At 71.3% G+C, this 21,466-nt stretch carries 14 protein-coding genes; 5 read left to right on the top strand and 9 right to left on the bottom strand.

Going from position 1 to position 21,466, the window contains the following annotated elements; translation table 11 throughout:
* Positions 1-236 precede the first annotated feature (236 nt).
* On the bottom strand, positions 237-1,271 hold the full coding sequence (locus OG587_RS09380) for a hypothetical protein (protein WP_329088771.1): 1,035 nt from the start codon (positions 1,269-1,271) through the stop codon (positions 237-239).
* 96 nt (positions 1,272-1,367) lie between these two features.
* Positions 1,368-2,600: a phosphoribosylamine--glycine ligase gene (gene purD, locus OG587_RS09385; RefSeq protein ID WP_329088774.1), complete on the bottom strand. Its 1,233-nt coding sequence runs from the start codon at positions 2,598-2,600 to the stop codon at positions 1,368-1,370.
* Positions 2,601-3,227: 627 nt separating this feature from the next.
* Here purD and corA point away from each other — a divergent pair.
* Positions 3,228-4,394 (top strand): magnesium/cobalt transporter CorA, encoded by a 1,167-nt coding sequence (gene corA, locus OG587_RS09390; protein ID WP_329088777.1) that lies wholly within the window; start codon positions 3,228-3,230, stop codon positions 4,392-4,394.
* A 132-nt stretch (positions 4,395-4,526) separates the two neighbouring features.
* Here corA and OG587_RS09395 read toward each other — a convergent pair whose 3' ends face one another.
* From OG587_RS09395 to fbaA, 4 genes are all read right to left on the bottom strand, one after another.
* A complete protein-coding gene (locus OG587_RS09395; RefSeq protein ID WP_329088779.1) occupies positions 4,527-5,453 on the bottom strand; it encodes a glycerophosphodiester phosphodiesterase family protein in 927 nt (308 codons plus the stop codon).
* 84 nt (positions 5,454-5,537) lie between these two features.
* On the bottom strand, positions 5,538-6,821 hold the full coding sequence (locus tag OG587_RS09400) for an adenylosuccinate synthase (protein WP_329088780.1): 1,284 nt from the start codon (positions 6,819-6,821) through the stop codon (positions 5,538-5,540).
* 207 nt (positions 6,822-7,028) lie between these two features.
* Positions 7,029-7,448, bottom strand: coding sequence for a DUF3151 domain-containing protein (locus OG587_RS09405; RefSeq protein ID WP_329088782.1), 420 nt, complete (start codon positions 7,446-7,448; stop codon positions 7,029-7,031).
* Between the two features lie 101 nt (positions 7,449-7,549).
* A complete protein-coding gene (fbaA, locus tag OG587_RS09410) occupies positions 7,550-8,572 on the bottom strand; it encodes a class II fructose-bisphosphate aldolase (RefSeq protein WP_329088784.1) in 1,023 nt (340 codons plus the stop codon).
* A gap of 307 nt (positions 8,573-8,879) precedes the next feature.
* Here fbaA and OG587_RS09415 point away from each other — a divergent pair, with 307 nt between their 5' ends.
* On the top strand, positions 8,880-9,305 hold the full coding sequence (locus OG587_RS09415) for a hypothetical protein (protein WP_329088786.1): 426 nt from the start codon (positions 8,880-8,882) through the stop codon (positions 9,303-9,305).
* Positions 9,306-9,391: 86 nt separating this feature from the next.
* Here the strand turns inward: OG587_RS09415 and pyrE are convergent, their stop codons facing one another.
* Positions 9,392-9,928 (bottom strand): orotate phosphoribosyltransferase, encoded by a 537-nt coding sequence (gene pyrE / locus OG587_RS09420; protein WP_329088788.1) that lies wholly within the window; start codon positions 9,926-9,928, stop codon positions 9,392-9,394.
* A 170-nt stretch (positions 9,929-10,098) separates the two neighbouring features.
* On the opposite strand from pyrE, the gene OG587_RS09425 reads away from it, so the two are divergent.
* Positions 10,099-12,864: a zf-HC2 domain-containing protein gene (locus OG587_RS09425; protein WP_329088790.1), complete on the top strand. Its 2,766-nt coding sequence runs from the start codon at positions 10,099-10,101 to the stop codon at positions 12,862-12,864.
* 372 nt (positions 12,865-13,236) lie between these two features.
* Positions 13,237-14,481 carry an NYN domain-containing protein gene (locus OG587_RS09430; RefSeq protein ID WP_329088792.1) on the top strand — a complete coding sequence of 415 codons (1,245 nt, stop codon included), beginning with the start codon at positions 13,237-13,239 and terminating at the stop codon, positions 14,479-14,481.
* Between the two features lie 205 nt (positions 14,482-14,686).
* On the opposite strand, the gene OG587_RS09435 is transcribed toward OG587_RS09430, so the two are convergent.
* Positions 14,687-15,319, bottom strand: coding sequence for a response regulator (locus OG587_RS09435; protein ID WP_329088794.1), 633 nt, complete (start codon positions 15,317-15,319; stop codon positions 14,687-14,689).
* A 3-nt stretch (positions 15,320-15,322) separates the two neighbouring features.
* A complete protein-coding gene (locus OG587_RS09440) occupies positions 15,323-19,495 on the bottom strand; it encodes a HAMP domain-containing protein (protein WP_329088797.1) in 4,173 nt (1,390 codons plus the stop codon).
* Positions 19,496-19,615: 120 nt separating this feature from the next.
* On the opposite strand from OG587_RS09440, the gene OG587_RS09445 reads away from it, so the two are divergent.
* Entirely contained in the window at positions 19,616-21,154 is a 1,539-nt protein-coding gene (locus OG587_RS09445; RefSeq protein WP_329088798.1) for a PP2C family protein-serine/threonine phosphatase, read from the top strand.
* Positions 21,155-21,466: the final 312 nt, after the last annotated feature.

Consider the following 21,466-nt stretch of genomic DNA (forward strand, 5'->3'; position numbering starts at 1 on the left):
TCCGGCCAACAGTAGCCGTTAGATGCCCCTGAACCGGCCACTTCAGGGGGGAACTACCCCTCGGAGGGCCGGTAATCATCGGCCCCGGCGGCGACGGGCGTCGGAGGCCCGTCCGGCCTGTGTTCCCCGGTGTCTCCGCGCCCCCTCGGCCATGTGTCCCGGCACCGCTCACAACCGGGTCGTGCGGAAGATCATCTCATGGTCGGCCGTGGGATACGGAGGCGGCGCCACGGGCGTTACCCGTGCTTCGCGCCGCCCGCGGTGGTGAGCGGTGAGGCGGCCGACAGGAGGGTGTCGGCCCGCTGGTCGACGAAGCGGGTGACGACCTGCTGGCCGTACCCGAACGCCATCGCCCAGACCAGGATCGCGGGCTGCGAGCCGAGCCCCGCGAAGCCGGGCACGAAGCCCGAGTTCAGGATCAGCAGCCCCAGTACCGAGGTGGCCACCCCCGCGGGCGCCTTGAGAAGGTTCTGGACGACCGCCAGCGAGTAACGGGTGGACAGCTCCGAGCGGGTCGACAGCGAGGCCGCGGTGGACAGCGCCGCGCCCAGCATGCCGATCAGGGCCACGAGGGGGACGTCGCCGTGGCCGGGCCGCAGGCCGCCCGTCGGGCAGATCTGGGCGGGCATCAGCCCCTGGGTGGGGATCACCGACTGATTGCCGCACATCGGGATGGCGTTCGGCCAGATCGCGCCGATGACCACCACGCCCAGCACGATCAGGGTCAGCATGACCACCCCGCCGAGCAGCAGGTTGCGGAAGCTGCGGACCCGCCCGGTCTCCATCGCCTGCGCGGTGTACGCCGCCCGCAGCACCGACTGCATCAGCGGCCTGTCGTTCTCCGTCAGGTCCCCCGCGGCCAGCCTGGCCTGGAGGTGGACCAGCCGGGGGTCGTCGCCGGGCAGGTAGGCCCGGCCGATCGCCGCCACCTCAGGGCCCCGCCCGCACAGCTCCGCCGTCGGCAGCACGCCGTACAGCATCACGGTCGCGCTGTTGACGTTGGACCAGGCGCCCTCGATGGCCTGGCCGGTCAGCCAGCGCCGCACGCCGTGCCTGCTGCGCGCGTACGTCTCCGCGCGGGCCAGGTGCGTGCCGATGCCCTCGCCCACCGAGACCAGCCGGCCCGCCTCGTCGCGCATCGTCAGGGCCCGCTCGGCGTCGGCCCTGATCTCCTCGCTCCGGGTGGCCACGTACACCCGCCAGGTGCCGGGCCAGCGCAGCACGCCGGTGTCGCCGATCCGCTCGGGGGGCATCGCGGGGTCAAGCGACATCGTTCCTCCGGGGGAGCGGCCTGGGACGGGCACGTGACTGTCCCAGGCTTATCGCGACATGTCGATCAAGCGCTACGCCTCCCGGGGAACCGGGGTTCAGGCGCCGCGGCCCGCGATGTCGGTGCGGTGGTGCGAGCCGCGCATCCGGATGCGCTCCACGGCCTCGTAGGCCGCCGCTCGCGCCGCGGGGACGTCGGGCCCCGTACCGACCACGCTGAGCACCCGGCCCCCGTTGGAGACGATCCGGTCGCCGTCGAGGGCGGTGCCCGAGTGCAGCACGTAGGCGTCCTCGACCGGGTCGGACAGCCCCTCGATCACGTCACCCCTCACCGGCTCCGCGGGGTAGTTCTCCGCGGCGATCACCACGGTCACCGCGGCGCCGTCGCGGTAGGAGAGCGGTCCGAACCGGTCGAGCGTCCCGTTCGCACAGGCGAGCAGCAGGGCCGCGAGGGGCGTCTCCAGCCGGTCCAGCACGACCTGGGTCTCCGGGTCGCCGAACCTCGCGTTGAACTCGATCACCTTCGGGCCCTTGGACGTGAGGGCGAGCCCCACGTACAGCACCCCCGTGTACGGCGTGCCGCGCCTGGCCAGCTCGGTCACGGTCGGCATGACGGTCTCGGCCATCACCTGGTCGGCGAGGTCGTCCGGCGCCCACGGCAGCGGCGTGTAGGCGCCCATCCCGCCGGTGTTGGGACCCTGGTCGTCGTCGTAGGCGCGCTTGTGGTCCTGGGCGGGCTGGAGCGGCACGGCGGTGGAGCCGTCGCAGAGCGCGAACAGCGACACCTCGGGGCCGTCGAGGAACTCCTCGATGACGACCCGCCCGCAGGCGGCGGCGTGCCGGAGCGCCTCGTCGCGGTCGCCGGTGACCACCACGCCCTTGCCGGCGGCGAGGCCGTCGTCCTTGACCACGTACGGCGTGCCGAACTCGTCGAGCGCGGCGGCGACCTCCTCGGGCGTGACGCAGGTGTGCGACCGCCCGGTGGGAACGCCCGCCGCGACCATGACGTCCTTGGCGAAGGCCTTGGAGCCCTCGATCAGCGCCGCCTGCCGCGAGGGCCCGAAGCACGGGATCCCCGCCTCCCTGACGGCGTCGGCGACCCCGGCGACCAGGGGCGCCTCGGGGCCGATCACGACCAGGTCGGCCTCGAGTCTCCGGGCCAGCTCGGTGACCGAGGCCGGGTCGGTGGGCACCACCGGGTGCAGGGCCGCGACCTGCGCGACACCCGCGTTTCCGGGAGCACAGTGAACCTCGGTGACCTGGGGGTCCGCCGCCAGCGACCGGCACAGGGCATGCTCACGCCCGCCGGATCCAATCACAAGAACGCGCACTCGTCAGAGCCTATCGTCCTCCCGGCATCCCTCTCGGGCCCCGTGCCCGCCTCCCGGGTCCCACGGCCCAGGGCGGCTTTCCCGGCCCGGGTCCGGCGTCTTCCTCGGGCTCGCGCCCCTCACCCACGGATCTCGCGGTCCCGGACGGCTTCCCGGGCCCCGCGGCCTCGGCGGCTTTCCCGGCCCGGGGCCAGCGGCTTCCCCAGCCTGCCTGCGCCATGCTTTACCTCGCGCCCACGCCCCCGGGAGGCCCGTCCTCGTCCCGGATCCGCACGGTTGTCCACAGGCTGTGGACAACCCCGAAGGCCTGCGAGCGGGGAAGGTGCCGTAAAGGCCGTGTGAATTTTGTCTGGTTGCGCATGATCAACAGTTGAACCTGGGAGTAAACTGAGAGGCATCCCCTCAATCGTGTTAACTTTTGGGTGGCTTTGCGTGTCTCTTGCTGATTGGAGGTGGTTCGGGATGTCCTCTGGCGATCCCAGCAGTACGTGCTCGCGCACGCCTGCTGTGCGCACCCTCGACCACCCCATCTCGGTGCCCGACCGGCGCCACACGCATCACCTCCTTCACCGGGGGTGACATCGCATCGCGTGTGGATCCCGCCAGGTTGGGCGGGAAAGGCTCGCCATGCGCTCCTCGCTTCTTTTTCCCCGTATCAAGCACACCCGTACGATCCGTGCCGCGCACACGTCCGCCGTCTCGCTCCGTGAGCGGATGACCGGCGTCTGCGTCCCGCCGAGCGACTCGCTCGTCGAGTACGCCGCCTACGTCGGCGGCAAGAAGATCGACGCCCTGGGCATCCCCGACGCCCTGGAGCTCGTCCGCGCCCACAACGCGGCCCACGAGGCGGCCTCCGGCGCGGCCTCCGACGGGGGCTCCGGCAAGGGTTCCGGCGGGGGCAACGCCTTCGTCTGGGTCGGCCTGCACGAGCCCGACGCCCCCGAGGTCGAGTGGCTCGCGGAGGTCTTCGCCCTCCACCCGCTCGCCGTCGAGGACGCCGTCAAGGCTCACCAGCGGCCCAAGGTCGAGCGCTACGGCGACTCGGTGTTCGTGGTCCTGAAGACCGTCGCCTACATCGACCACGACGTGCTGACCGCCACCAGCGAGATCATCGGTACCGGTGAGCTCATGGTGTTCGTCGGCCCCGACTTCGTGGTGACCGTGCGCCACGGCAGGCACTGCCCCCTCTCGGAGGTGCGCGCGCGCCTCGAGGACAAGCCCAAGCTTCTCAACCGGGGGCCCACCGGCGTGCTGCACGCGATCGCCGACCACGTCGTCGACAGGTACCTCAGCGTGGCCGACCGCATGCAGGCCGAGCTGGAGGACGTCGAGGCCATGGTCTTCGCCGACGTCAGCGCCCGAGACATCGGCCGGATCTACAACCTCAAGCGCGAGATGATCGAGATGAAGCGGTCCGTCATGCCGCTCCAGTCGCCGATGTCCACGCTGGCCCAGCGCCGGATGATCCCCTCCGAGATGCGCGAGTACTTCCGCGACGTCGTCGACCACCTGGCCCGCGTCTGCGAGCAGGTCGAGTCGTCCAACGAGCTCTGCAACTCCATACTGCAGGCGGCGCTCGCCCGCTCCAACGCGCTCGCCAACGAGGACATGCGGAAGATCTCCTCGTGGGTCGCCATCATGGCCGTCCCCACGATGATCGCCGGCATCTACGGCATGAACTTCGAGCACATGCCCGAGCTCGACTCCGTCTTCGGCTACCCGCTGGTGATCGGCGTGATGGTCATCGCCTGCACGCTGCTCTACCGGGGCTTCCGCCGCAACGGCTGGATGTGACCCGGGCTCTCCGGCCGGTCCTCAGGCGCTCAGGGGACGCGCGGGGGTGACTGTGACCCGCGTCCTCACGCGGGCCCTCAGGCGCTCAGGGTACGACGGGGATGACTGTGACCCGCGTCCTCATGCGAGCCCTCAGGCGCTCAGGGGACGCGCGGGGGTGATCGGCCGGGGGACGGGCATGCCCCGCCCGGCCCACAGGGCGATCATCCGGTCGGGATAGTCGGTGACGATCGCGGCCACCCCGAGGTCGAGCAGCTCCGCGGCCCGTCCCGGCTCGTTGACGGTCCACACGGCCAGCGGCAGGTCGGCCTTCTCGGCCCGCCGGGCGAACTCCTGGTCGACCAGCACGTGCTCGGGGGAGAGCGTGGTGCCCCCGGCCTCGGCGGCGGCGGCCGGGACGTCGCCGCCGAAGTCCTCCAGGTGGAGGCCGTCGAGCCAGGCGCTGTCCATGGTGGCGCGCTCGATCAGGGCGTACCGCAGGGTCGCGGGGGTGAGAGAGCGGGCGATCCGCAGGACGCGCCAGTCGAAACTGAGGATCGCCGCCCGCTCCAGCCTGCGGTGCCGGTCGAGCTCGGCGACCACCATCTCGGTGAACTCGGCGGGGTCGGCGCTCAGGTCGGGCCTGGTCGGGTCGGACTTCAGCTCCACGTGCACCCGCACCCCGTCGGCGCCGTACGCGTCCATCAGCCCCAGCACGGAGCCCAGGGTCGGCATCCGGGTGTTCGGCACCGGCACCTGCGTCGGGGCGAAACGGTCGCCGGGGTGGCGCGGCACCCGTATCCCGCACTCCAGCGTGCGCAGCTGCGCCAGCGTGAGCGCGCCGACGGGCCGGCCCACGTACGGGAAGACCGGGTCGTCGCGGAAGGCGGGACGGACGTCGGCGCTCGTCACCGGTGACACGGTGAGATCGTGCGTGAGCACCAGCCGCCGGTCGGCCGTGAGCGCGACGTCGAGCTCGAGCGCGTCGACACCCAGCTCCAGGGCGTGGGCGAAACCGGGCAGGGTGTTCTCGGGACGGAGCCCGCGGGCGCCGCGGTGACCGTGAATCTCGGCATGCACACAGGGACCTTATCCACCCCGCGCGCCGATCGTCCGGTACGGCTCGCGCCCGGTGACGCCGGGCGCGGGCCGTACCGGCGGAAACTAGATCATCGAGTGGATCTGGAGCGTCTCGGTACGGCCGGGGCCGACCCCGACGGCCGAGATCCTGGAGCCGCTCATCTCCTCCAGGGCCTTCACGTACGCCTGAGCGTTGGCGGGCAGGTCCTCGAAGCTCCTGGCACCGGTGATGTCCTCCTTCCAGCCCGGGAACTCCTGGTACACCGGCCTGGCGTGGTGGAAGTCGGTCTGGGTCATCGGGATCTCGTCGTGGCGGACGCCGTCGACCTCGTAGGCGACGCAGACGGGGATCGTGTCCAGGCCGGACAGCACGTCCAGCTTGGTGAGGAAGTAGTCGGTGACGCCGTTGATCCGGGTGGCGTAGCGGGCGATCACCGCGTCGAACCAGCCGCAGCGGCGGTTGCGCCCGGTGGTCACCCCGTACTCGCCGCCGGTGGTGCGCAGCCACTCGCCCATCTCGTCGTCGAGCTCGGTCGGGAACGGGCCGGCGCCGACACGGGTGGTGTACGCCTTCAGGATGCCGATCACGCCGGTGAGCCGGGTCGGCGGGATGCCGGAGCCCGAGCAGGCGCCGCCGCTCGTCGGGGAGGAGGAGGTGACGAACGGGTAGGTGCCGTGGTCGATGTCGAGCAGGTTGCCCTGCCCGCCCTCCAGCAGCACGACCTTGTTCTCGTCCAGCGCCCTGTTGAGGATCAGCGAGGTGTCGGCGATGTGCGGCTTGAGGCGCTCGGCGTAGCCGAGATACTCCTCCAGGACCTTGCCCGCGTCGATCGCCCGGCGGTTGTAGATCTTGGTGAGGATCTGGTTCTTCTCACCCAGCGCGACCTCGATCTTCTTCTGCAGGATGCCCGGGTCGAGCAGGTCCTGGACCCGCACGCCCATCCGGTAGATCTTGTCGCCGTACGCGGGGCCGATGCCGCGCCCGGTCGTGCCGATCTTGGCCTTGCCGAGGTAGCGCTCGGTGACCTTGTCGAGGGCCTTGTGGTGGGGCATGATCAGGTGCGCGTCGGCGGAGATCAGCAGCCGCTCGGAGGAGACCCCCCGGGCCTGGAGCCCGTCGATCTCGCCCAGCAGCACCCCCGGGTCGATGACGACACCGTTGCCGATCACGGGGACGACGTTCGGGGAGAGCACTCCCGTGGGCAGCAGGTGCAACGCGTACTTCTGGTCGCCGATGACGACCGTGTGGCCCGCGTTGTTGCCTCCCTGGTATCTGACGACGTAGTCGACCTGGTCTCCAAGCAGGTCGGTCGCCTTACCCTTGCCCTCATCGCCCCACTGGGCACCAACGAGAACGACAGCCGGCATCGTGAGTCTCCCACCACAAAAACGAAAACCCCTGGCGCAATCGCGACAGGGGCTCTTGCGTGGAGAGAATACCCGACCGCGTCCGAAATGGGGATCTCCCACCTCGCGAAAGGGGGCGTGATGGGAGATCCCGGAGACGGATCGGAAGCTGACCGGCGGCTCAGGGGGACGGATCAGGGGCGGGGCCGGCGGCCGGACACCGGCAGGTCAGCGGCTGGTCAGCTCCTCGGACGCCTCGGCGCTGGAGTCCTTCAGGAACTGGAAGCACCGCTCGGCCTCCTCCTTCTCCCCGATGCTCTGGGCGGCGCGGGCCAGCGCGTGCAGGCAGCGCAGGAACCCCTGGTTGGGAAGGTGCTCCCAGGGGATCGGGCCGTGCCCCTTCCAGCCCGCCCTGCGGAGCTGGTCCAGGCCGCGGTGGTAGCCGGTGCGGGCGAAGGCGTACGACGTCACGGCGTGCCCCGCCGCGAAGTACTCGTCCGCGAGTATGGCCCAGGCGGCCGGGTACGCGGGGAAACGCGCGGCGACGTCGGATGCTTGGGCGCCGGATTCCAGCGCCTCCCGGGCCTCGGGCAGGTCCGGGAGCAGGGTGGGCGGCGGGCCGGCGAGGAGGTTCTCGTGCGATTCCATAACGACAGTCCTACCCGGTGGACCCATGTCAGGCCAAGATCGGCCCCCGGAGTCTTTCCGGAAGCCGATCTCTCGGTCTCTCCCGTGACCCTTTCGGGGCCTTAGGAGATCTTGGTGCCCGCGGACTTCAGGTGCTGGGCGGCCTCGACGATGCGCGCCGCCATCGAGGTCTCGGCGGCCTTGCCGTACGAGCGGGGGTCGTACACCTTCTTGTTGCCGACGTCGCCGTCGACCTTGAGCACGCCGTCGTAGTTCCTGAACATGTGGTCGGCGATCGGGCGGGTGAAGGCGTACTGCGTGTCGGTGTCGATGTTCATCTTCACCACGCCGTAGGAGATGGCCTCGTGGATCTCCTCGAGCAGCGAGCCGGAGCCGCCGTGGAAGACCAGGTCGAACGGCTTCTCCGTGCCGTACTTGGCGCTGACCGCGTCCTGGATCTCCTTGAGCACGCTCGGGCGGAGCTTGACGTGGCCCGGCTTGTAGACGCCGTGCACGTTGCCGAAGGTCGCGGCGAGCATGTAGCGGCCCCGCTCGCCCAGGCCCAGGGCGTCGGCGGTCGCGAGGGCGTCCTCGGTGGTGGTGTAGAGCTTCTCGTTGATCTCGCCGACGACGCCGTCCTCCTCACCGCCGACCACGCCGATCTCCACCTCGAGGACGATCCGCGCGCGGGCCGTCTTCTCGAGGAGCTCCTTGGCGATCTCCAGGTTCTCGTCCAGCGGCACGGCGGAGCCGTCCCACATGTGCGACTGGAAAAGGGGGTCCTCGCCCCTGGCCACCCGCTCGAGGGAGATGTCGAGCAGCGGGCGCACGAAACCGGCCAGCTTGTCCTTGGGGCAGTGGTCGGTGTGCAGGGCGATCGTCACGGGGTAGTTGGCCGCGACGACCCGGGCGTACTCCGCCAGGGCCACCGAGCCGGTCACCATGTTCTTGACCGTGGTGCCCGAGAGGAAGTCGGCGCCGCCGGTCGACACCTGGACGATGCCGTCGCTCTCCGCCTCGGCGAACCCCCTGAGCGCCGCGTTGAGGGTCTGTGATGAGGTCACGTTGATGGCCGGGTAGGCGAAACCGCCTGCTTTAGCCCGGTCGAGCATCTCGGCGTAGACCTCTGGAGTAGCGATAGGCATCGTGTCATCTCCCTGGAGACGGCTGTGAAAAGCTGGCGCGCGGCTATGAGGACATAGCCTGTAGGCCAGTATTCCGGGTTCCTTCCCGGCCGGATAGCTCCGACACCACTTCGGTCCGTACCGGTGTCTCCTCCACCGTATCCCCGCCCCCTCCCCGGCCGAAGACGCCGGGGTCGTCGGCACGAGCCGGAGGGGGTGCGGACGATCTTCCTGGTCGCGCTCCTCCTGATGGATCCACCGGGTCGGTCGTGAAATCTCCTCACGAACCGCTAATCTCCACACTGTGGGACGCCACAGGTCTGACCCCATGGGTATCGCGCGCCTGGTCCTCGTCGGACTGGCGGTGCTGGTGGTCGTCGCCCTGATCGTGCTGGGAGTCCTCTCACTGATCGGCAGCCTGGGCTCCGGCGCGGAGACGACCCCGTCGCCCGTGCCCTCGGCCACCACGTCGTCCGCCGCCGCCTCACCGGCCTCCTCCACCTCCGAGCGCGTCCCGACGGTCCTCGTCGAGTGCCTGCGGGAGCAGTGCCCCACGGTCTTCCTGAAGGTCACCGGGGGTGACGTGCTTTTCGACCGGGAGATGGCCCGAGGCGAGCAGTTCCGGTCCTTCGACCCCAAGGTGGACGTCGTCCTGGCCGACTCCGCCGCCGTCCGGGTCCAGGTGAACGGTGCCGTCCGCTCCCCGGGCAAGGCGGGGGAGCGCCAGGAGTTCACGGTCCCCCGCAAAGACTGACCCCGCCTCTCCCGCCGACCCCGCCTCTCGCGTCGGCTCCGAACCTCCCACCGGTTCCGGGTCCCCCGGGGAAAGTCCTCCGGCGGCTAGGCCAGGCCGAGGTCGGCCAGGGTGTAGGCGGTCAGGTACGGCAACCCGGCCCCGGCGATCGCCGGGGCGGCTCCCCGGTCCACGATCGTGGCGACCGCCACGACCTCGGCGCCCGCCTCGCGCAACGCCTCCACCGCGGTCAGCGGGGATCCGCCGGTCGTGGAGGTGTCCTCCACCACCAGCACCCGCCGCCCCGACACGTCCGGCCCTTCGATCCTGCGCTGCATGCCGTGGGTCTTCTGCGCCTTGCGGACCACGAACGTGTCGAGCCGCCCGCCCCGCGCGGCCGCCGCGTGCGTCATGGCCGCCGCCACCGGGTCGGCGCCCAGCGTCAGGCCGCCGACCGCCTCGTAGTCGAGGTCCTCGGTGAGGTCCAGCATGACCCGCCCCACCAGCGGCGCCGCCTGCCCGTCGAGGGTCACCCTGCGCATGTCCACGTAGAAGTCGGCCTCCATGCCCGAGGACAGCACGACTTTGCCGTGTACCACGGCCTTGCCCTTGATCTCCGCCAGCAGGCTCTCGCGATCGCTCATGGCACAAGGTTAGGGCGACCCCGGGGCCCGCCCGATCGGGCCCCGTCGGAAAACAGGTCCGCCGTAACGCCGGTTTCGGGCCGGGGGTGGCAAAAGTGCGATCCGGGTTTACTCGCGGCGCGTACTGCGGGATTATCCGGCAGGCAACTCCAGGTAATGGTGAGGTCACAATGAGTGTGAAAACATCTCAAGGCGACGCTGAACTGCTGGCTGCCACCAGGAACGGCGACGTGGCCGCCTACCGGCTGCTCCATCAGCGGCACGCCCCCGCGACGTACGCCCTCGCCCGCCTGCTCCTGCCGGGCGAGACCGAGGTCGAGGAGGTCGTGGAGAGGACGTTCGCCAGGGTCCACCACGTGATCGCCCGGGGAAACGGCCCGGAACAGGCGTTCCGCGCCTACCTGCTCACCGTCCTGCGCCGTACCGTCGGCGACCGTTCCGGTACGACGGGCGGCCCGCCGGCCACCGGGTGGCCGCTACCGGAAGCCGGCGGGCGGGCGGACGGCAAGACCGGTGAAGCCGGTGAAGGTGAAGAGGCGAACGGGGAGACCGGTGAGCAGGCGACGGGGAAGGTGGCCGGGCAGGCGGATGGAGAAACCGGAGAGCGGGCGGATGGCGAGATCGGCGAAGGGGCGGAGGGGGAGACCGATGAGCGGGCGGACGACGGGGCCGGCGAAGAGGGGGACGACGAGACCGGCGAAGGGATGGACGGGGAGATCGACGAGCGGGCGGACGGGGAATTCGACCCCTTCGGTCCACGCGCGTTTCTCGTCGACCCCTCACTGGAGGGCCTGGAACGCTCACCGGTGGCCAGGGCGTTCCTCTCCCTGCCCGAGCGGTGGCAGCTCGTCCTGTGGCACGCCGAGGTCGAGAGGCTCAGGGGCGAGGACGTCGGGCTCCTGCTGGGCCTGACGGTCAACGGCACGGCCGCGCTCGCCCACCGGGCACGGGAGGGGATGCGCCAGGCGTGCCTGCGCATCCACCTGGCCGAGACGTCCGCCCCCGAGTGCCGGCCCGTACTGACCAGGCTGGGGCCCTACACGCGCGGTGGCTTGGCCAGGGAACAGGGCAGGGTCATCGACAGGCATCTGGAGGGCTGCTCCGGCTGCCGCGCGGTGCTCACGGAGCTGACCGGCATCGGCCACGGCGTCCGCTCCGTCATCGGCCCGCTCGTCGCCGGTCCCGCGTTCCCCGCCTACCTGACGGCGCTCGCCAGGATGGGCGCCACGGCGGGGGGTGGGCTGTCGGCCCGCTGGCGGAGGGCTCCCCGATCCGTACGGCGCGCCGTCGTGGCCGGTGCGACGGCCGCCGCGGTCGCGGTGGCCTCGGCCCTCGTGCTGGTGACGGCCGAGGAGCCCGTCCGCCGGCCCAGCACGGCCTCCGAGCCGATCGTCGCGGCCCCGGTGCCCGACTCCCCCGCCCCGGTGGAGTCCTCGGGAGGGCCGGAGATTTCGGGCCCTCCCGTACCGTCGCCCTCGGGGGGGCCGACGGGACCCGACCGCGAACCCGGCGACACCGGAGCGGCACCCGGATCCGGCGTCGGGACGGGCCCCGGCGGCGAGTCCGGTGAGACGGGATCAGGGGACGCGGCCGGTGAGTCCGAGGGGGGCGACCCGGCCGGAACGGGGCAGGCCGGCCGGCCGGGTTCCTGGCTCGCCCCTCGCCTCGTGGCCAGGATCGACGCGCTCGGCGCCCTGGTCAGGTCCGAGGCCGGAATCGTGGTGGTGCGGCTGCGCAACGCGGGCCGGGGGCAGAGCGAGGAGGTCGTCGCCGACGTCGGCCTGCCACGGGGCGTGACGCTGCCCTCCGGCTCCCGCCGGGGAAACGCCGTCGGCGGCGTCACGCCGGTCGGCACGGTCGACGGCTGGTCCTGCCGGGCTCGGACCCGGGGCGCCCGGTGCGTCCGCGGCCCGCTACCGGCGGGCCGGGCCACGGCGGTCTTCCTGCGGGTCCTGGTGTCGGGCGACGCGACCTACGGGGCGTCGCCCTCGGTCACGGTCTCCACCGCGGGAACGCGGGTGGCGGCCAGGTCGCGCAGCGGGGTGCGGGCGACGGGAGCCCCGGCCCGGTTCGCCACCGACGGCCGGGTGGCCGTCTCCGCGATCGGCAACACCCTGATGAGCTGCGCGTCCTCGGAGCCCGCGTGCGAGGCCGCCCGCTCGCGGCGGGGCGGCAGGCGCGACAACAACAGCTGGGAGATGCGTCCCCTCGACCGGGACGGGGATCCGTCGACGGGCAGTTCGAGCGCCGCCCGGCTCGTCCTGCCGGCGGCGAGCAAGGTGGTGTGGGCGGGCCTGTACTGGTCGGCGAGCGCGCCCCCCAGCGGGCGGGTCAAGCTCAAGGTGCCGGGCGAGGAGCGATACCGGCAGGTCAGGGCCACGCAGGTGGTGGAGAGGGAACTGCCCGCGGGGCGCGGTTACCAGGCGTTCGCCGACGTGACGCGTTTGCTGGGCGCGGTCCGCGGGACGTACTGGGTGGCCGACGCCTCGGTGCGGCCCGGTGTGGCGCGTCATGCCGGCTGGAGCCTGGTGGTCATCGTGGCCGACCCGCGCCGGCCGTACAGCCAGGCCGTCGTCGTCGACACCGCGACGGTGCTGGACGGGGGACGCCGCTCGGCGCGGATACCGCTCGGAGGTCTGACACCATCCGGCGCGCCCGCGAGGATGGCCCTGGTGACCTGGGAGGGTGACGCGGGCGTCATGGGTGATCGGGTGAGGCTCGGCGGCCGGACCCTGCGGCCCGCCGGCGGGGAGCGGGACCCGCGCAATCCCTTCGACGGGTCCGCAGCCGGGGCGCGGGGCACCGGCACGACCTTCGGTACGGACGTGGACCGCTTCCGGTCGCCCCTCGGCCGTGACCCGGTGCTGGAGCTCAGCACGCGCCAGGACGTCCTGCTGTTCGGCGCGGCGGCGGTGAGCGTACAGACCACTCCGTAACGGCCCGAGGCGTCAGCGGTGCCGTGGAGGAGATGTCCGGTTACGGCGTCGATGGGGGGAGAGGGGCGCACAGTTCGCCCGGGTCCGTTGTGCGGTGAAGGGGTCACGCGGAGGCCCGGGACACGGGTGGCGGGACGGCGGGAAACCCGAACGAGCGGCACCTCGCCGAGGGGGTTCACGAACGGGACAAACTGGTACGGTCTGCGTGAACGATCCAGCGTATGGTCGAGCGCGGGTGGAATCGTCGGGATTCACCCTCGGATGGTCAGCTGCTTGATTACCCTGAGGAAGGGCCGTCTGTCCGGTCTCTTAGGGGTTCTTTCAGGCTTGTCTGAACCGAAGGATCGGGCCACGTAGGAAGGGCGGTGTCGTGTGGATCGTTGCGCGCTGTTCGTGGACGCCGGCTACCTGCTGGCCGACGGCGCGATGGCGGTGCACGGTACCCGCCACCGCGAGTCCGTCTCCTGGGACTACCCGGGGCTGCTCCAGCTGCTCAACAAGTTGTCGAGGGAGCGCACCGGCCTGCCGCTGCTGCGCTGCTACTGGTACGAGGCGACCGTGGAGGGCCGCCGGACCCCGGAGCACGACACGCTGGCCGACATTCCCGGCCTCAAGCTCCGCCTGTCGCGCATCCGCCCCGGCCGCCGCGAGGGCGTCGACGCCCAGGTCCACCGCGACCTGATGACGCTGGCCCGCAACGGCGCGGTCTGCGACGCGGTCGTGGTCAGCGGTGACGAGGACCTGGCGCAGGTCGTCTGCGACGCCCAGGATCTCGGCGTCCGGGTCACCGTGGTGCACATCAGCGCCGACGGCAGCTGGGCCGTCTCCCGTACGCTGCGCCAGGAGTGCGACGACCTGATCGAGATCGGCGCCGGTCACCTGCGCCCGCACGTCAGCCTGCTCAGCGGCGAGCCTCCCGCCCTGGCGACCAACGGCCACCAGCACGGCGCCACCAACGGCCAGTCCGTCACCTCCCGTGGCACCGGTGGCATCGGCGTGAGCAACGGCGCCCCGGTCACCAGTCCCATCCCCGCGGTCCAGACGTCCCGCGCGGCCCACGCCCAGCCCGCGCTCCCCTCCGCCTACCAGAGCTACACCCAGGAGTCGCCGATCCCCCAGGCCGCTCCCGCCGCACCACCTCCGCCTCCGCCTCCGCCGCCACCCCCGCCACCCCCGCCCGCCTCCACGCCCTCGCACGCCGCGGTCAGCACCCAGACCGGCCCGCTGCCGGCCGCGCCGCAGTACTCGATGGGCAACACCGGCAGCATGCCGAGCTACCAGGCCCCGCCGCAGATGGGCGCCTACACCGGCCCCCAACCGGCCCCGGTGCCGCTGCAGAGCACCGGAACAGGAACAGGGACCGGCGCCGCGACGACCCTCTCCGACGCGGTGCAGGCCGCCCACAAGGAAGGCCACGACTTCGGCGAGTCCGTGGCCAAGGACGCGCCCGCCCTGTGGCTGGAGGCGGTCCTGGCCCGCAAGCCCCGGATGCCCTCGGACCTGGAGGCGCGCCTGCTCCAGGGTTCCTCCCTGCCGATCGACTTCCTCCTGCACGACGAGGTCCGCCACGCCCTGCGCCGAGGCTTCTGGGACGCCCTGGAGCGCGCCCGCCGCTGAGGCGACGCGTACAGCAGGCAGCAGCCCAGGACCCTTGGAGCGCGCTCGGCGCTTCGGGTCCTTGGAGGGCCCTGGCGCTCGGGTCCTTGGAGCGCGCACCGCGCTGAGACGCGCACAGCGCGCCGCGCTCAGGACCCCTGGAGCGCGCCCGCCGCTGAGACGCGCACCGCGCGCCGTGCTCAGGATCGCGCTGGGGGAACGCCCGTCAGGTAAGGGCGTCGAAGCCCGCGCGCAGGTGGTCGAGGCGGTTGGACAGGTCGGCCATCGGCCCCGTGAGACCGGGGTCGCCACTCTTGCGGGCCAGCTCGACGACCCGGCCGAGCTCCTCCTCGACGGCGGTCAGGCGCCTGGACAGCTCGGGCAGCACGGCGGCCTGGTCGGACGCCTCACCGGGCGGCAGCTCCGTGGCGAGGCGCTCGCGGAGCAGGGTGGCCTGCTCGGACAGCCTGCGGTTCATGTTGTAGAGCTCCACGAACACCGCGACCTTGGCCCGCAGCACCCACGGGTCGAAGGGCTTGGTGAGGTAGTCGACGGCGCCCGCCGCGTAGCTGCGGAAGGCGTAGTCGGGCGCGCTGTCGACCACGGTCAGGAAGATGATCGGGATGTTGCGGGTGCGCTCGCGGCGCTTGATGTGGGCCGCCGTCTCGAACCCGTCCATGCCCGGCATGCGGACGTCGAGCAGGATCAGCGCGAACTCCGTGCCGAGCAGGGCCTTCAGCGCCTCCTCCCCCGACTTCGCCCGGACGGGTATCAGATCGAGCGAGCTGAGAATGGCCTCGAGCGCGATCAGGTTCTCCTCCCGGTCGTCCACCAGGAGGATCTTGGCTCTGTCCGGCATCGATCACACGCCTTCGTTGGAGTCGCCGGCCGGCTTGCCCCGGGTCAGCCAGCCGCGCAGCCTTTCCAGCAGGCGGTCGACGTCGACGGGCTTGGGCACGTAGTCGGAGGCGCCGGACGCGATGCTTTTCTCCCGGTCGCCTCGCATGACCTTAGCGGTTAGCGCGATGATCGGCAGGTCCGCGAACTGGGGCATCCGGCGGATCGCGGAGGTGGTGGCCCAGCCGTCCATCTCCGGCATCATGATGTCCATCAGGACGAGGGCGACGTCCTCGTTGCGTTCGAGCTGCTCGATGCCCTCGCGGCCGTTCTCCGCGTAGATCACCGTGGAGCCGTAGCGTTCGAGCACGCTGGTCAGCGCGAACACGTTGCGGATGTCGTCGTCCACGATCAGGATCTTCGCCCCGGTCAGCGGGTCGTCGCCCTTCCACGGCTTGCCCTCGCCCTGCGGGAACTGCGGCAGGGGCATGTCGTCGTTGAGCGTGAGCTCCGGCAGTTCGTCGGACTCCTCCAGCACGCCGATGAGCGCCGGGTTGCGGGGGGAGGAGGGGGCGCTCGCCCCGCCGTCGCGCGAGGCCAGCGGGCCGCCGTACGACGGGGGCAGGTAGAGGGTGAAGGTGCTGCCCTCGCCGACCTCGCTGATCACGTGGATCTCGCCGCCGAGCAGGCGGGCGATCTCACGGCAGATGGACAGGCCCAGGCCCGTCCCCCCGTACTTGCGGCTGGTGGTCCCGTCGGCCTGGCGGAACGCCTCGAAGATGACCTCCAGCTTGTCGGAGGCGATCCCGATACCGGTGTCGACCACCTCGAAGGCGAGGATGCCGTCGGCGCCGCGCAGGGTGTCGTCCACGAAGGCGACGGCGCGCCTGGCGTGGATCACGCGCAGCCGCACCTCTCCCTTGGGGGTGAACTTGATCGCGTTGGAGAGCAGGTTGCGCAGCACCTGCTGGAGACGCTGCTCGTCGGTACGGAGCTCCTGCGGGATCGACGGGTCGACCTCGACCGTGAACGACAGGCCCTTGTCCTGGGCGAGCGGCGCGAAGGTGGCCTCGAAGTAGTCGACGAGCTTGGGCAGCGAGATCTGCTGGGGATGGATGTCCATCCGGCCGGCCTCGACCTTCGACAGGTCGAGGATGTCGTTGATCAGCTGCAGCAGGGCGGAGCCGGCGCCGTGGATGGTCCTGGCGAACTCCACCTGCTGGGCGGTGAGGTTGCCCTCGGCGTTCTCGGTGAGCAGCTTGGCCAGCACGAGGAGGCTGTTCAGCGGGGTGCGCAGCTCGTGGGACATGTTGGCGAGGAACTCGGACTTGTAGCGCGAGGAGACCGCGAGCTGCTCGGCGCGCTCCTCCAGCGTGCGGCGGGCCTGCTCGATCTGGAAGTTCTGGATCTCGATGGCCCGGTTCTGCTTGGCCAGCAGCGCGGCCTTGTCCTCCAGCTCGGCGTTGGAGCGGCGCAGCTCCTCCTGCTGGCGCTGGAGCTCGTCGGAACGCTCCTGCAGCTCGGTGGTGAGGCGCTGCGACTCGGTCAGCAGGTCCTCGGTCCTGGAGTTGGCGATGATCGTGTTCATCGTGACGCCGATGGTCTCGACGAGCTGGTTCAGGAAGTCGTGGTGGACCTCGCTGAACTCGCTGAACGAGGCCAGCTCCAGGACGCCGAGCACCTGCGTCTCGAACAGGACCGGCAGCACGACGATCTGCGCGGGCGTGGAGGTGCTGAGGCCGGTGTCGACGGTCAGGTAGCGGGCGGGCACGTTGCCGAGGATGATCCCCCTGCCCTCCATCGCGGCCTGGCCCACGATGCCCTCGCCGGTCGCGAACCGCTGCCGGGGGCCGTTGCCGGGACGGGCGCCGTACCCGGCGATGAGGTGCAGGTCGCGGTCGCCGGTGGGCTCGGCGAGGTAGAAGGCGCCGTAGCTCGCCGACACCAGCGGGGTCAGCTCGCTCATGATGAGCTTGGCGACCTCCATCAGGTCGCGGTGGCCCTGCATGAGGCGGGAGATCCTCGCCAGGTTGGACTTCAGCCAGTCCTGCTCCTGGTTGGCGGTGGTGGTGTCGCGCAGCACCGCCACCATCATGTTGATGTTGTCCTTCAGCTCGCCGATCTCGCCCTCGGCGTCGACGGTGATGGAGCGGGTCAGGTCGCCGGTGGCGACGGCGGTGGTGACCTCGGCGATGGCGCGCACCTGGGTGGTCAGGCGGGCGGCGAGCTCGTTGACGTTCTCGGTGAGGCGCTTCCAGATGCCCTCGGCGCCCTCGACGCGGGCCTGGCCGCCCAGCTTGCCCTCGGAACCGACCTCGCGGGCGACCCGGGTGACCTCCGCGCCGAAGGACGACAGCTGGTCGACCATCGTGTTGATCGTGGTCTTCAGCGCGAGAATCTCGCCCTGCGCGTTCACGTCGATCTTGCGCGTCAGGTTGCCCGACGCGACGGCGGTGGTGACCTCGGCGATGTTGCGGACCTGGTACGTCAGGTTGTTGGCCATGGAGTTGACGTTGTCGGTGAGGTCCTTCCAGACCCCGGAGACGCCGCGTACGCGGGCCTGGCCGCCGAGCTGGCCCTCGGTGCCGACCTCGCGGGCGACGCGGGTGACCTCGTCGGCGAACATCGACAGCTGGTCCACCATGGTGTTCAGGGTGTCCTTGAGCTGCAGGATCTCGCCCTGGGCGTCCGCGGTGATCTTCTTGGACAGGTTGCCCTGGGCGACGGCCGTGGACACCGCGGCGATCTGGCGCACCTGGGTGGTCAGGTTGTTCGCCATCACGTTGACGTTGTCGGTGAGGTCCTTCCAGGTGCCGGAGACACCGGGCACCTGCGCCTGACCGCCGAGCTGGCCCTCCGAGCCGACCTCGCGGGCGACCCGGCTCACCTCGGAGGCGAAGGACGACAGCTGGTCGACCATCGTGTTGATCGTGGTCTTCAGCGCGAGGATCTCGCCCTGCGCGTCGACGTCGATCTTGCGGGTCAGGTCTCCGTTGGCGACGGCGGTGGTGACCTCGGCGATGTTGCGGACCTGGTACGTCAGGTTGTTGGCCATGAAGTTGACGTTGTCGGTGAGGTCCTTCCACACGCCCGACACGCCGCGTACGCGGGCCTGGCCGCCGAGCTGGCCCTCGGTGCCGACCTCGCGGGCGACGCGGGTGACCTCGTCGGCGAACATCGACAGCTGGTCCACCATGGTGTTCAGGGTGTCCTTGAGCTGCAGGATCTCGCCCTGGGCGTCCGCGGTGATCTTCTTGGACAGGTCGCCCTGCGCCACCGCCGTGGACACCGCCGCGATGGCGCGGACCTGGGTGGTCAGGTTGCCCGCCATCACGTTGACGTTGTCGGTGAGGTCCTTCCACACGCCCGACACGCCGCGCACCTGCGCCTGGCCGCCGAGCTGGCCCTCGGTGCCGACCTCGCGCGCGACCCGGGTGACCTCCTCGGCGAACGCCAGCAACTGGTCGACCATGGTGTTGACGGTGTTCTTCAGCTCGAACATCTCGCCGACCGCGTCGACGGTTACCTTGCGGCTCAGGTCGCCCCGCGCGACTCCGGTGGTCACCGCGGCGATGTCGCGGACCTGCGCGGAGACGCGGCTGGACATGGTGTTGACGGCCTCGGTGAGGTCGCGCCAGCTTCCCGACATGCCGCGCACGTTCGCCCGGCCGCCCAGGCGGCCCTCGGTCCCGACCTCCCTGGCCACCCGCGTCACCTCGGACGTGAACAGCGACAGCTGGTCGACCATGCCGTTGATCGCCTTGCCGAGGCGGCGCACCTCGCCCCTGGCACTGCGGTCGAGATCGATCCGGCGGGACAGATCACCCTTGGCCACCGCGTCGATCACGTCCGCGGCCCCGCTGACCGGGCCCACGAGCGCGTCGATCAGCGTGTTGACCGAGTCGACGCTCTCGGCCCACGAACCCACGCCGGGACCGGGGGTGAGGCGCTCGCCGAAGCGGCCCTCCTTGACCACCTCGCGGCGGACCCGGTGCAGCTCGTTGGCCAGGTGCTCGCGGCGATCGGCCACCTCGTTGAGCAGCAGGCGGATCTCGCTGAGGATTCCGGGCGGGGCGTGGGGCACCCGGCGGCGGAAGTCACCGTCGCGCCAGGTGATGAGCGTCTGCAGGATCGGTCGCAGATCCGATTCGCTGTAACGTCGCTCCTCGACGTCGGGCACGGTGTTGACCGTGGTCATATGACCTCCTTGACTCCCGGGGGCGCAGCCGTGAGTCACCCCAGTCTGTCACGGTGCGCAATGTGTAGTCCCACCTTCGATTCACCCCATGTCAACGGGAAGTGTGGTAGTCACGGAACAGTGACCAGTGCTCCACGCGCCGTCCTGGCGGCGACCTTCGCCCCGGGACACACGGCCGTCCCTGCCGCCAGGCGATTCACCATCGAGGTGATGACCGCCTGGGCCGCCGCGTCCGTTCTGGGGGTCGCCGAGCGGCTGGCCGCCGACCTGTCGTCGCAGGTGACCGACGTCCCCTTCGAGATCGTCTGGAGCCATCTGGGCGACGGGCTGCAGATCGAGGTGCGCCAGAGGCAGGCCCCCGAGAGGAGCCCCGGCGCCCCGTCCGTACCGGTGGAGGAATGGGGTGTCACCTTCGCCGGTCAGCAGCGCACGCACTGGGCCAGGATCCGGCTGCCCGGCTCCTCCGGACGGCCGTCCTCGGAGTGGACCGCCGAGGAACCCAGCCGCGGGCCGATATGGATGGGTTTTCTCGCCGACGCCAGCGATCTCCTGGCGGGCACCCTCGACCCTGACATGGTGCCCGCGATCATCTCGCAGATCGTGGTGCCGCGGCTGGCCACCTGGTGTGCCGTCTACACATGGAGCAACGGCGGCGGCCCGCAGCGTCCAGCCTACCTCTGGCACACCGACGAGCGGCGCATCGACGAACTCCGGGAGGAGCTCGCCAGTGTCCAGATCCCGCAGGGCGGCGGGTCCATGCAGCTCGCCGACTCGCAGATGCTGGTCATCCCGCTCCTCGCGCGCGGGCGCACGCTGGGCGCGATGTGCCTGGGGCGGCCCGACCGGTTCGCCGAGGACGTGTTCCAGTACGCCGAGGACATCGGCCGCCGCGCCGCGCTCGCCCTCGACAACGCCCTGCTGTACGCCACCCAGGCGGCGGCCAACCGGGCGCTCCAGCGCAGCCTGCTCCCTCCCGACGAGCCGGGCGAGATCCCCGGTCTCGACCCCGCGGTGGTCTACGAGCCCGCCGGGGAGACCAACGAGGTCGGCGGCGACTTCTACGACCTCTTCGCGGCCGGTGACGGTTCCTGGCGGTTCGCGGTGGGCGACGTCTGCGGGACCGGCCCCGAGGCCGCCGCGGTCACCGGCCTCGCCCGCCACACCCTGCGCCTGCTCGCGCGGGAGGGGTACGGGGTGGCCGCCGTCCTCGACCGCCTCAACCAGGCCATCCTGGACGAGGGCGAGCGTGCCCGGTTCCTGACGCTGCTGCACGGGGAGATCACGCCCGTGCCGAGCGGCCTGGACGTGGCGATGGTCTCCGCCGGGCACCCGGAGGCGCTGCGGCTGCGGCCCAGCGGCGTCGTGGAGGCCGTGGTGACCTCGCAGTCGCTGCTGGGCGTCTTCCCCGAGGCGACCTTCAAGGCGGAGCTCGTCCACCTCGACCCCGGTGACGTGCTTCTCGCGGTGACCGACGGGGTCACCGAGCGTCGCAGGGACGGGCGGCTGCTCGACGACGACGCGGGGCTGGCCAAGCTGCTGGCCGAGTGCGCGGGACTGTCGGCGCGGGCGGTCGCCGAGCGGATCCGCCGCGCGGTCCAGGACTTCGCCCCCGAGCCGAGCGCCGACGACATGGCGATCGTGGTCCTGCGGGCCCGCTGACGGGACCCGCCCACCGACCGGGCGGGTTCGCCCGCCCACAGGCTGGACGGTCCCGCCCGCCTGCTGATCGGCCGGGCGGGGCCGCTGCTGGTCTCTCTCATTGACCGGGTGGGGCCGGTGGTGGTTTCTTTCACCGACCGGGCGAGACCGCTCGTGGTTTCTTTCACCGACCGGGCGAGACCGCTCGTGGTCTCTTTCACCGACCGGGCGAGACCGCCCGCGCGCCCGCCGGCCCGACCGGGCGGTCCCGTACGCCCGCCCACCGGCTGGACAGGGGCGCCCGCGCGCCCCTGGAGCCGTACGGGCCGACCG

This window comes from Streptosporangium sp. NBC_01469, from assembly GCF_036227305.1.
Lineage (GTDB): Bacteria > Actinomycetota > Actinomycetes > Streptosporangiales > Streptosporangiaceae > Streptosporangium.